Below are 13,285 nucleotides of genomic sequence, written 5' to 3' on the forward strand. Positions count from 1 at the left end.
AAAACCAATAAATTGCGAAAATATGGAAAATAAAAGACCTACCGTCTACGAAGAATGCCGGCAAAAAGGCATCTCTCGAAGGGATTTCCTGAAATTCTGTACCACCATGGCGGCCCTTATGGGACTGGAATCCTCCGGTGTGGCCCAGGTTGTCAATGCACTGGAAACCAAACCGCGCCTGCCGGTTATCTGGCTTCACCTCCAGGAATGTACCTGCTGTACTGAATCGTTCATCCGTGCTGCGCATCCGATCGTGGCAACACTTCTACTCGACAAGATTTCACTCGACTATACGGAAACGTTGATGGCTGCAGCCGGTGAACAGGCTGAAGCAGCTAAGGAAGAGACGATGAAAAAGTATTACGGTGAATACTTGCTTATGATCGAAGGATCGATCCCGACAAAAGACGAAGGTTATTGCTGCGTAGGCGGCAAAAGTGCTTTGCAGATCACCGAAGAGGCTGCCAAAGGCGCAAAAGCGATCATCGCCTGGGGTAACTGTGCATGCGCCGGTTGCGTACAGGCAGCCAACCCGAACCCGACAGGGGCCAAAGCGATCCATAAAGTAATCAAGGGTAAACCTATTATTAATGTACAAGGCTGTCCTCCTATCGCAGATGTGATGGCCGGTGTCATCATCTATATGCTGACATTCGAACGTATGCCGCAACTCGACGGTCTGGGACGTCCCAAGATGTTTTATTCCCGCCGTGTACACGACTCCTGTTACCGCCGTGCCAACTTCGATGCCGGTCTTTTCGTGGAAAGCTTCGACGATGAAAATGCCAAACATGGATACTGCCTCTACAAAGTCGGCTGCAAAGGACCCAGCACTTACAATTCGTGCGGGATCATCAAATGGAATGAAGGAACCAGCTACCCGATCCAGAGCGGTCACCCCTGCCTGGGTTGCAGCGAAGAAAACTTTTGGGACAACAGTCCGTTCTATAAACGAATGCCCGACGTCCACGGTTTCGGAATTGAAGCGACAGCCGACCAAATCGGCCTCGCCCTGGGAACAGCCACAGCCGCCGGTATAGCCGTCCACGCCGTAGCAACCAATATCCGTAAAAAGAAACTCATCGATAATGAGGAACCGGAAAGTACGTCTAACATCTAAATTTACAATACCATGTCAGAAAGAATCGTTATAGACCCTATCACCCGTATCGAAGGCCATCTCCGGGTAGAAGCAGCCATAGAAGGCGGCAAAATCAAAGACGCATACAGTTCCGGAACAATGGTTCGGGGAATTGAAAATATAGTCCGTAACCGCGATCCCCGCGATGCCTGGGTATTCGTCGGACGCGTCTGCGGCGTATGTACCTCCATTCATTCGCTCTGTTCTGTCCGAGCGGTGGAACAGGCGTTGGATATCACCATCCCTCCTAACGCGGAAATGGTTCGCAATATTATGGAAGCAGTGCTTTACATGCACGACCATACGGTCCACTTCTACCAGTTGCATGCACTGGACTGGGTAGATATCGTATCGGCCCTGAAAGCTGACCCGAAAGCTGCCGCCCTCCTCGCCCAGCAACTATCGCCGTGGGCTAAAAACACGGAAGGCTATTTCAGAAATACCCAGGAACGCCTGAAGAAATTCGTAGCCAGCGGACAGCTCGGTATCTTTGCCAACGGCTATTGGGGCCATCCTGCCTATAAACTGACGCCGGAACAGAACCTTATCGCAACCGTCCATTACCTGGATGCACTGGAATGGCAAAAGGAAATCGTTAAAGTACATGCCGTATTCGGTGGTAAAAACCCGCACCCGAACTTCCTGGTGGGCGGTATGCCGTGCAGCATCGACCTCAACGAAGCGAATGCGATCAACGCCGAACGCCTGGCGCTGGTTAAACAGAAACTTCAGGAAGGGAAAGACTTTATCGACCAGGTATATATCCCTGACCTGCTGATGATCGCCGAAGTCTACAAAGACGAATGGAGCAAAATCGGAGGCGGCGTTAGCAACTATCTGTCTTATGGAGATTTCCCGTTGCACGGATATGCCGGTATAGAGGATTATCTGAGCCCGCGGGGTATCGTACTCGATCGTGACCTGAGCAAGGTCCATCCGGTAGACGCCAACTCTTCGGAAGAGATAAAAGAATATATCTATCATTCCTGGTATAAATATACAGAAGGCGACAAAGCCGGTTTGCATCCGTACGATGGAGAAACAAATCTGGAATACACCGGTCCGAAACCTCCTTATAAACACCTGGACGTAGAAGATAAATATAGCTGGATCAAAACGCCGCGCTGGAAAGGCCAGCCGATGGAAGTAGGTCCTCTTGCCCGTCTGATCGTAGCATACGCAGCAGGCAAAGAACCACAGAAAACAGCTGTCGACAATGTTTTGAGACAGCTTAATCTCCCGGCTGAAGCTCTCTTCTCCACACTGGGACGCACGGCCGCCCGTGGTATCGAGACACAGCTTGTTGCCGGTTGGTCGCTCGAATTCTTCGACCAGTTGATGAAGAACCTGGAGAACGGAGATTCGCGTATGGCTAATCCGGTGATGTGGGAAAACGAGAACTGGCCGAAGAAGGCGCAAGGCGTAGGACTGACAGAAGCTCCGCGCGGTGCCCTAGCTCACTTCATCGTGATAGAGAACAACCGGGTGAAAAACTACCAGATGGTAGTTCCTACCACCTGGAATGCCTCGCCCAGGGATGAAAACGGCAACCTTTCGCCCTATGAATCGGCCCTGATCGGCACACCGATACACGATGCCAACCAGCCGCTCGAAATCCTTCGGACAATCCATTCCTTCGACCCGTGCCTGGCTTGCGCCGTGCATCTGTATGACGAGGAAGGGAAGTATGTGCACCAAATGGATACGTTTTAAATAGTATTGCTATGAAAAGTCGTAAAAAACGTCTTACTGAAGTATACGTATGGGAACTTCCCGTACGTATCTACCATTGGGTGAATGCCTTGTGTATCGTCATACTGTGCATCACCGGATTCATTATTGCCGATCCGCCAGCCATACTGAACGCTTCGGAAGCCTATTTCAGCTATTGGTTCGGCGTAGTCCGTTTCATCCATTTTGTAGCGGCTTTCGTGTTCTTCTTCAACTTTGTGTTCCGCCTGTACTGGGGATTCGTGGGAAACCGCTTTGCACGGTGGACAAACTTCATTCCATTAAAGAAATCACAGTGGCAGGAAGTACTGGAAGTAATAAAGGTCGACATCCTGATGATAAAGAACAAACCGGTAGAAAGTATCGGCCATAATGCGCTGGCAAGCCTGATCTACTTCGGTACATTCTGGGCATTCTTGTTGCAAAGTATTACAGGTTTCGGATTGTATGCCAAAATGAGCCAGTCGGTCTTCCCCCAACTGTTTGCCTGGACCATCCCGTTGATGGGCGGCGATTTGATGGCACGCCAGATCCACCATTTCCTGATGTGGTTCTTTATCCTCTTTGCTATTGTCCATGTATATCTGGTATTCTACCACGATTACATCGAACAACGCGGTGAAACATCCTCGATCATCGGTGGCTGGAAGTTTATTGAAGAAGATATCGCCGATAAGGAAGAAATAACGGAGACTGCCGAAGCAATCACCAAGATAGCTAAAAAAAATGACTGATATTGCAGACGGACATACGAGTGTACGCTTGCTCCTTATCCGCCCATATCTCAGGCTGTAATATATCCTACAAGGAAAAGAACTATAGAATGGAAAAGAAAACTCTTATATTAGGTGTCGGCAATTTATTGCTGAAAGACGAAGGGGTCGGTATCCACGTGATCCGTGCCCTGGAAAAAGAAACGCTTCCCGCCCATGTCACCCTGATGGATGGCGGGACGGGAGGCTTGCATTTGATCAGCTGGCTGACGGGGTATGACCATATCATCATGGTCGACGCTACCCTCGACACTCATCCACCGGGAACAGTCCGCCTCATCCGTCCGAAATACGCCAGCGATTATCCCCCCTTGATGAGTGCACATGAAATCGGTCTCCGCGACATGATCGAAACAATGATCCTGACCGGCGACCTGCCGGAGGTCCATCTTATCGTCGTATCGGCCGCCAATCTGAATGAAGTAAATATGGAACTGACTCCGGAAGTAGAAGCCTCTATTCCGGAAGTTATAAAAGTGATACGGGAACTGATTAAAAAATACTCCTGTGCGCAAATCGACAACCATACAGGTCAATAAGGCGAATTACTATCCTGGTATTCCCGGACATTCTCTTTGTTCACGACTGTTGCAGGCATCACGATTTGCTTTTCTTCCGGTAACTTACCTTTCAGTATATCATCCGCCAGATCTATACATTTGGTAATCATGGACGGAGAATAAAGCGTCGTCGCTACATCCGTGACCGTCGTTGAAAGGATCAGTGAAAAGAAAGTCTGCGATCCGCCGCAACCGACAACTACTTTGATATCGTTACGGCCAGATTCACCGATGGCTTCAATCACACCAGCCGCCACTTCATCGTCCTGGGCATAAAAGGCATCTACAGACGGATCACTGGCTAAAATACCGGCAGCCGCAGCCTTACCATCGGCACTTGTATATAATGACAGGGATTGCGTTGTCACCTGAGTAGAAGGTGATTTGGATCTCATCTCCTCCGTAAATGCACCGACACGGGCATCACTCGATGCCGGATCTTGTGTTACTTTGAAAGCAACTACATGCACAGCTCCTTTCGATGCTATATAATCGGCAGCATTCTTTCCGGCTGCCCCGTTATCACCCTGAACCAGGGCAGCGTATCCGTCTATAATTCCATCCTCAAACATTATAACCGGAATCCCTGCCGAAAGAGCGGCATCGAGTGCCTCTTTACCGATGCCTTCGGGAACCACCACCAATGCCTGGCAACCGGATTCCACAGCCATCTTGATCTGATGAGCTTGCTGTTCGGCATCTTTCGCCACGTAGGTAGAATAAGTCAACCCCTTCGCTTCGAGCTGGTTTGTCGCATAGTAACTCAAAGCAGTACGCCAGCTATTTGTCTGGCTTTTCAAACAGACAGCCACCTCAGGATGCTGTGCAGGACACGGCTCGTCATCATCGCTGCAAGCTGTAAATAAGATCATCACTGAAAAGATAACACTGGTAATAGTTAACAATCGCCTTAATAAAGATAATCTGCTCAAATTTGAAAATGTAATAGTTTTCATGTTCGCTAATTTTAATTCATATTTAGTGGTAACTATGATTCAGGTTCATATACAGAAAACGAAACTATATAAAGTCAATGCCATTTCCTAAAAACGGCAATAGACAATTCAATAGACAATTGCAACTGTAAAGAATAAGGCTCTGATTTATAATTTTTCAGAGACTGTCTATATAATCTTCCAGCGATACCTCCTTTTCAAGTCCCAGCTTCTTCCGGAAACGGAAACGGGATGTATTCACACTTGCCCGGTTATTTCCTAAAGCGAACGCTATTTCATCGGAGGATAGATGCAGGCGGACAAGCATCGCCAACAATTCCTCACTACGAGTCACTGTGGGACAAACCTTCCTCAACCCCGACAGGAAGGATGGATATAGAAGACAGAACTGACGCCGGAACTCCTGTTCTTCTTCGTTAGTCAGTAGACGGGGAGACAGACTGTTGATCACCTCCTGCATGGTATGTTGGGCATCAGCCTTTTCTATCTGCAAACGGAGTTCCTCGTTTTTACGGTTCATATTTTGCCACTCGGCTAACATCTGACGAAGATTCGACTCATGGCGCAACCGCAAAGCACGATGGCGCAGGATCAACCAAAGCAAGAAAGCCGTACCCAGCAGAAAGGATACTATACCGATCAGTACATAATATTGCGTGGTACGTTTCTGTAGTTGCAGTTCAGAACGTAACAACCGGTTATCCTGTTCCTTTTCCCTCGTTTCATATCTGACCCGGAACTGCGACATCAGTCCGGCATTCCGTCGCTCTGTGAATACCAGTCCAGCCTGGTGAGCCATCAAAAGATAACGGGAAGATTCGTCCGGGCGCTTTGTTTCTGCGTACAATCTTCCCAATGCATAATAAACCAGGCGTTGCTGATTGACCAATTGATTCTTTTGAATATAATCTGTACAAGCCAGATAAGCATCAATCGCCAATTCCCGCTCTCCACCTTCGGCCAAAACATCACCCAACAAACGATAAGTCAGGACCGACAGGTTGTTCAGTGGTTTATCTTTCAGCTGTCCGATCAATTCTCGTGCCCTGATAACCGCCTGAAGATCTTTCCCCTTCGTTTCACCTACAGCCAGGATACAGGCATAATTATCATAAAACTCATGATAAAACGAATTTTGTGAACGGTCCGGTATACGAACCTGCATGCTATCCAGTAAAACACGGGCTTTATCATATTCCTCACTTTGAAGGGTATAATAAACCGACAAGTTATCCACCCGCAGGAAAGCATCGGGAACACCGCTCCGTTCGGCAGCCTCACGGGCCTTATCGAGATGAACCGTCACTTCTTCCTCCAATCCCCATTCGTCATAAAGATGAACTATGTTAGTCTCGGCAGCACATAGTCCGTAAGGATTCTTTTCCCCCTCACCGGATACCAATAAAGCATCATAAACAGCAAGAGCTTTTTCAAATTCGCCAATCTGCTGATATTGATAGATCAGATTTCCCAATACGAATACGATCTTTGACTGATCTTCCAGAGTTTTTATGATCTCCAGACTCCGTTCTCCACAACTAATCGCTTTACGTATTTCACCAGCCTGATTGTAAATGACGGAGGCAATTCCGTTGTCCACGTAAAGCTGTTCATTTTTTCTGCCTTCCTCCTCGCGGGATAAGGCACGGTCCACCAAAGCAACGGCTTCTTCCAGACGTGTAGCTTCATAGAGGGAATAAGCTGTACAGATTTCCACACTACGAGGATGATTCAGTACAAACCAAAGTTTCTTTTCTTTATATACACGGTTGAAATAATCAGCTCCATCCTTCCGTTGCCCGGCAAAGATATAGCAATAGACCAATTGCAGAAATCCATCGTCCATCAAAGCGACGACCGGCTTCATGTCATCATCCTCCGGTTCCAGAGAGATGAGTTGTTGATAAGCGGATATGGCTGCGGAGTAATTTTCTCCTTGCTGTTGTTCACGGGCTTCATCAAACAGTAATTGCGCCCGATTATGAAATTCAGACAATGAATCCGGAGACAAAACGGTTTGGTCACCTGGGCTATTATGATTTCCACATCCGGACAGTATCAGACAAAGGGCTAAAATCAAAGTGGCTATTCTCATTTCAATATACTTAAGTTGAATCTGGTTGTCATTCCTCTTTCGGAATAATACCACGAATATACCACTTTTATGTATAAAATAAAAGAGCTTCGATACTCTATTTCAGCACATAATAAAACATCGCAGCCAGGGCAGATCCTACAAGCGGTGCACTTCCGGGGATCCAGGCATATTCCCAGTGGCTGCTTCCTTTTGCTTTGATCGGGAGAATCATGTGCATAAAACGGGGAGCCAGGTCACGTGCCGGATTAATGGCGTATCCCGTCGGGCCACCTAACGAAAGTCCGATCACCCAAACGGTAAAAGCAACCGGAATAGCTCCCACCGACCCCAGTCCTATAGGTAAAGTACTGTTACTGTCGTAGGTCAGTTCTCCATCCGTTATATAGAAAACGACAAACATCAGGACAAATGTTCCCACCATCTCCGTCAGGAAATTGATCAACGGATTACTAATAGCCGGATTCGTACAGAAGACCCCCAGTTTTATTCCCTGATCATCCGTCGCATCAAAATGATCTTTATAAACGAGCCAGACAATCAAAGCTCCGGCTGCTGCCCCCAAAAACTGCGCAAGGATATAAACAGGCACTTCGCTCCACGGAAAAGTACCCCCGATCGCCAAACCTATCGAAACGGCAGGGTTTAGATGGGCACCGCTATAAGGTCCTGCCACAACGACCCCGATAAAGACACCTAACGCCCAGGCCGTAGTGATAGCCAGCCACCCGGCACCATACCCTTTGGTCTTCGCCAGGCAAACATTGGCAACCACGCCTCCTCCCATCAGGAGAAGCAACATCGTCCCTATAAATTCTGCAAAAAAAGGTGTCATCTCTTTTATATTTCGCTGTCCATCGCCCAATTCATCGTCCGGCCGACAGCCTTATGCCAGTCTGTCAGCAAAGCCAGAGCTGTTTCAGGCTTCATCTTGGCAGTAAATATGGTATCGAGCGACCATTGTTCTTTCAGTTCATCCATATCTTTCCAATAGTTCACAGCCAGTCCCGCGAGATAAGCGGCTCCTAAAGCCGTTGTTTCAATGATGCTGGGACGCACCACGGGACACCGGCTGATATCTGCCTGGAACTGCATCAGGAAATTATTCGCAATCGCACCGCCATCCACACGGATCTCCTTTGGTTTGGCATGAATATCATTCTCCATCGCGATCAGGACGTCGTATACCTGATAACAAATACCTTCCAAAGCTGCACGTGTCAGGTGCGCTGCCGTCGTGCCCCGGGTTATGCCTATGATCGCACCACGTGCATACTGGTCCCAGTAAGGGGCTCCTAAACCAGTCAATGCCGGAACAAAATAGACACCGCCGTTGTCGGGAACCGATTTTGCCATCTGTTCAGTCACCGGGGCATTCGGGATCAACCCGATACCGTCACGAAGCCACTGGATAGCTGCACCACCGACAAACACGCTTCCTTCAAGTGCATACGTTACCTTATCGCCTAACTTCCAGGCAATCGTCGTCAACAGGTTATTCTGTGAAAGTACCGGCTTGTCCCCGATATTTACGATCATAAAACAACCGGTCCCGTAGGTCGTCTTCATCATTCCTTCTTCCAGGCATAACTGGCCGAACAAAGCCGCCTGCTGGTCACCCGCCATTCCGGAAACCGGAATACCGGTCTTAAATATCGGTGTAGATGTCTCGCAATACACCTCACTGCTGCTCTTAACCTCCGGCAGCATGGAAGACGGGATCGTAAACAGATCGAGCAACTCCTGGTCCCACTGCAAGGTATTTATATTAAATAACATGGTCCGGGAAGCATTCGTAACATCGGTTATGAACTGCGATCCCCGCGTCAGTTTCCAGACCAGCCAGGAATCGACCGTTCCGAAACAAAGTTCTCCCCGCTCCGCCCGTTCACGAATACCTTTTACATGATCCAGTATCCACTTGACTTTGGTTGCCGAAAAGTAAGCATCTATCACCAATCCTGTCTTTTGCTGGATAAAATCGGAATAACCTTCCGCCTTCAGCTCCTCACAATAATCAGCCGTACGACGATCCTGCCACACGATCGCATTGTAGACAGGAAAACCCGTCTCACGATCCCAGACGATCGTTGTCTCTCGTTGGTTGGCAATGCCTATACAGGCAATATGGGTATCCGTTACGTCGGCTTTTGCCATCGCCTCCTTGATCGCAAGCGATTGTGTATACCAGATTTCGTTCGGATCGTGCTCCACCCAACCCGGCTTAGGAAAGTACTGCTGGAATGTTTTCTGGGAGAGTGTGATGACCTGTCCCTGACGATTAAACAGGATGGCCCGGGAAGTTGTCGTTCCCTGATCGATTGCCAATACATATTTGTGTCTGAAATTCATGTTATATCACTTTATAATCAGTAAACCACTTTCCTTAGGAATAAGTTCAGTTTATCCTAAAAAAGGAACTCCCGCAAATCTAATAAATAATTTAGATTTGCGGGAGTTGTATTTCAAGTAATCCAATCTGCTATTCAAACATTTTATCGATACCGCCGACATCTGTCGGAATACTCTTGCGTTCTTCCTCTGTCGCTGTTTTACAAGGATCGGCATATTGCTCTGGAACATCAAAATCTTCCTCTTCCGAATAGCCGAGCGTCTTGTCGGCATATACTTTCTGCATGAACAAACCATAGATAGGCAACGCCATACTTGCTCCCTGTCCTTCCGACAAACGATCGAAGTGGATAGAACGTTCTTCGCCACCGACCCAACATCCCGAGACCAGGCTGGGTGTAAAAGCCATGAACCAACCGTCGGAGTTGTTTTGCGTCGTACCGGTCTTACCGCCCATAGGAGCCTTGATCCCATAACGGAAACGGATACGGCCGCCTGTTCCCCCATCGATCACATTCTTCAACATATGAAGCATTTTATAAGAAGCATCTTCTGTCAACACCTCGCTCATCTGAGAATTAAAGCTGGCAATCGTGTTTCCATAGGAGTCCTCGATACGGGTCACATAAATCGGTTCCGAACGAATACCTTTATTCGCAAAGACGGAATAGCCACTTACCATCTCACTGACCGAGACGTCCGGTGTACCGAGACAAATCGAGATCACGGGATCCATCTGATTCTTCAAACCAAAAGAGTGAAGCAAGCGCACGAATGTATAAGGAGACATCTGGCTCATCAGCCATGCCGTCACCCAGTTATCCGAATTCTGTAAGCCCCATTGAATAGAAACCTGTTCACCAACCCGTTTAGCACTGGCATTACGTGGAGACCAGGGGATACCATTCTCATCAAAATAGGTATTTTGCACATGCAACATTTCATCACACGGGCTGAACCCCTCAATCATAGCCAGCGAATAAAGGAATGGCTTAATGGTCGAACCAATCTGACGACGTCCGCCATTCACCATATCATACTGAAAGTCATTATAATCGATACCACCTACATAGGCTTTTACATAACCGGTACGCGGGTCCATCGACATAAAACCAGTACGCAGGAAACTTTTATGGTAACGGATAGAATCCATCGGCGACATAATCGTATCGATCGGTCCGCTCCATGAAAACACACGCATATCAACAGGTGTATTGAACACTTTACGTATCTCATCCTCCTTCTCTCCAGCCTTTTTCATGGCCCGGTAACGATCGGTCTGATGCATAGCACGCATCATAATGGTATCTACTTCGCCCGGACGAAGGTCTATGGAGAAAGGAGCCTGTTTCTTCTTTTTGTTAGCCTGGAAGAAAGCAGGTTGCAAATCTTTACTGAAATGTTCGCGAACGGCTTCTTCCGCATACTGCTGCATACGGGAATCAATCGTTGTATATATTTTCAAACCATCCGTATAGAGATTATAATACTTACCGTCCACAGCTTTCTTATTCTTGTTACACCAGCCATACAGCGGATTGGTTTCCCAAGCCAGAGAATCTTCATAAAATTGCTGTTTCTGCCATCCTCTGTACTCACTGCGATCCGGTTTATTCCGTGTCATCAGAATACGCAAATATTCACGGAAGTAAGGAGCCGGACCATCCTTGTGATCCATACGACTGAAACGAAGAGTCAATGGTAATGCCTTTAACGAATCACATTCAGCACGTGAAATATAACCGGCTTTTTCCATTTGTTCCAACACTGTATTACGGCGTCCGCGTGTACGTTCATTCTGACGCTTCGGATTGAAATAAGAAGGGTTTTTACACATTCCGACCAGTGTCGCGGCTTCTTCTATTTTCAGATTCTTAGGAGTCGTTCCAAAATAGACACGTGCAGCCGATTGAATACCAACCGCATTATACAGGAAGTCAAATTTATTCAGATACATGCTGACGATCTCTTCCTTCGTATAATTACGTTCCAACTGAACGGCTATTACCCATTCGATCGGCTTCTGGAACAGACGTTCCATAAAATTGTCAGCACTTGGTGAGAAAAGCTGCTTAGCTAACTGTTGGGTGATGGTACTACCGCCTCCACCACTCTTCTGCATCAAAAGACCACGTTTCACAACAGCACGGAACAATCCCTGTGCATCGATACCGCTATGTTCTGCAAAACGGATATCTTCAGTAGCGATCAGGGCTTTCACCAGGTCGGGCGAAAGGTCTTTGTAATTTGCCATAATACGGTTATCCTGACTATGCGCATAACTACCCAACGTTTTTCCATCTGCAGAAATGATCTGGGAAGCGAACTTGTCGATAGGATTTTCCAACTGTTCCACACGGGGCATATACCCGATCGAACCATTTGCAATAGCTGTAAACAACAGGAACACAGTCCCTACTACTGCAACGAACAGCACCCAAAACGAAATTATAATGCCTTTTGTTACTTTTGAAGCCATAATATTTAATCAGTTGACAACTGACAGTTGACAGTTGATAAATAACAGCCGGCAGGTCGTAACCATTTCTTACTGTCAATCATCAACTGTCAACTGTCAACTTTTGAGGGGCAAAGGTAATAAAAAACAATTAAACCAACATTATTACCCCTAAACTGATCAATCCGATAAATATCCAAAGAATAACTCCCTGAACCATCGGACGAACTCCGACCTGCTTAATTACTTTTCTCGATAGCCCCGCCCCGATCAGAAACAGAGTAACTGTCAACCCTTTCTTTGCCAACCAGACCAACGAACTCGTTATCGTTTCAGGAATTGTCAGGAAGGTATTTGCCACCATAGCCAAAATAAAGAAAAAGATAAACCAGGGGATACTGATCTTCGCACCTTTCTGTTTGAAAATAAACATAGTAGCAATTGTCACCGGAATGATCCATAACGCCCGCGTCAACTTAACCATCGTTGCTATTTCAAGCGCTTGTTCACCATAAGCGGCACCGGCTCCTACCACCGAGCTTGTATCATGTATGGCAATAGCCGCCCACATACCAAACTGTTCCTGGCTTAATCCCAGTAAATGACCGATAGGCGGAAAGATAAACAACGCAATCGCATTTAGAATAAAAATAGTCCCTAACGACATCGACATCTCGTTATCATTGGCTTTCACTACCGGTGCAACGGCTGCAATAGCACTTCCTCCGCAAATAGCAGTCCCGGCAGAGATCAGATAGGCCGTTTTACGATCCATCATCAACCTTTTACCCAGATACATACCTAACGCCAAAACTGCAACAACCGACACAACAGTGAAAAGCATCCCTTCTTTTCCCGTTCTCAGCGATTCATGCAGATTCATTCCGAATCCCAGACCAACGACAGAGAACTGCAATAAATATTTAGAAGTCTTCTTACTGAATTTCGGGAAAGGTTGTCCGGCTGTCATTCCCAGCGCAAGCCCCAGGAACAGGGCAACTGCAGGTGAAACAAAAGGCATCAGACAAAAAATAAAAAGAAGAATGAAAAGAGGTTTGTTATACTTCGTAAGTACTTGTTCAATTGTATTCATTACTATAATATCTTAGTTATCCTTTATTTTTGATGGCGCAAAGGTAAACTTAAAAAAGATATCGTACCAATCACATTATGGAATAGCTGATAACTTGAAGTTATAACATTCCCCTCTTTCCAATTG

General features: G+C 47.0%; 10 protein-coding genes. 4 read left to right on the forward strand and 6 right to left on the reverse strand.

Features of this window, described 5'->3' with window-relative positions:
- Positions 1-22 precede the first annotated feature (22 nt).
- From DWW23_RS01965 to DWW23_RS01980, 4 genes are all read left to right on the forward strand, one after another.
- On the forward strand, positions 23-1,120 hold the full coding sequence (locus DWW23_RS01965) for a hydrogenase small subunit (RefSeq protein WP_122351594.1): 1,098 nt from the start codon (positions 23-25) through the stop codon (positions 1,118-1,120).
- Between the two features lie 12 nt (positions 1,121-1,132).
- A complete protein-coding gene (locus DWW23_RS01970) occupies positions 1,133-2,854 on the forward strand; it encodes a nickel-dependent hydrogenase large subunit (protein ID WP_122351595.1) in 1,722 nt (573 codons plus the stop codon).
- Positions 2,855-2,865: 11 nt separating this feature from the next.
- Complete coding sequence (gene cybH, locus DWW23_RS01975) at positions 2,866-3,606, forward strand: Ni/Fe-hydrogenase, b-type cytochrome subunit (protein ID WP_122351596.1); 741 nt, start codon at positions 2,866-2,868, stop codon at positions 3,604-3,606.
- 89 nt (positions 3,607-3,695) lie between these two features.
- Positions 3,696-4,184, forward strand: a complete 489-nt coding sequence (locus DWW23_RS01980; protein WP_122351597.1) for a HyaD/HybD family hydrogenase maturation endopeptidase — start codon at positions 3,696-3,698, stop codon at positions 4,182-4,184.
- Here the strand turns inward: DWW23_RS01980 and DWW23_RS01985 are convergent.
- From DWW23_RS01985 to DWW23_RS02010, 6 genes are all read right to left on the reverse strand, one after another.
- On the reverse strand, positions 4,178-5,077 hold the full coding sequence (locus tag DWW23_RS01985) for a substrate-binding domain-containing protein (RefSeq protein ID WP_233564239.1): 900 nt from the start codon (positions 5,075-5,077) through the stop codon (positions 4,178-4,180). The two genes, DWW23_RS01980 and DWW23_RS01985, sit on opposite strands and share 7 nt — an antisense overlap.
- A gap of 241 nt (positions 5,078-5,318) precedes the next feature.
- Positions 5,319-7,256 (reverse strand): hypothetical protein, encoded by a 1,938-nt coding sequence (locus DWW23_RS01990; RefSeq protein ID WP_122351599.1) that lies wholly within the window; start codon positions 7,254-7,256, stop codon positions 5,319-5,321.
- 97 nt (positions 7,257-7,353) lie between these two features.
- On the reverse strand, positions 7,354-8,091 hold the full coding sequence (locus DWW23_RS01995; RefSeq protein WP_122351600.1) for an MIP/aquaporin family protein: 738 nt from the start codon (positions 8,089-8,091) through the stop codon (positions 7,354-7,356).
- A gap of 5 nt (positions 8,092-8,096) precedes the next feature.
- Complete coding sequence (gene glpK / locus DWW23_RS02000) at positions 8,097-9,608, reverse strand: glycerol kinase GlpK (RefSeq protein ID WP_122351601.1); 1,512 nt, start codon at positions 9,606-9,608, stop codon at positions 8,097-8,099.
- 130 nt (positions 9,609-9,738) lie between these two features.
- Entirely contained in the window at positions 9,739-12,087 is a 2,349-nt protein-coding gene (locus DWW23_RS02005; protein WP_122351602.1) for a transglycosylase domain-containing protein, read from the reverse strand.
- Between the two features lie 130 nt (positions 12,088-12,217).
- Positions 12,218-13,159, reverse strand: a complete 942-nt coding sequence (locus DWW23_RS02010; RefSeq protein WP_122351603.1) for a YeiH family protein — start codon at positions 13,157-13,159, stop codon at positions 12,218-12,220.
- Positions 13,160-13,285: the final 126 nt, after the last annotated feature.

It is taken from the genome of Parabacteroides sp. AF14-59, from assembly GCF_003479515.1.
Lineage (GTDB): Bacteria > Bacteroidota > Bacteroidia > Bacteroidales > Tannerellaceae > Parabacteroides > Parabacteroides faecis.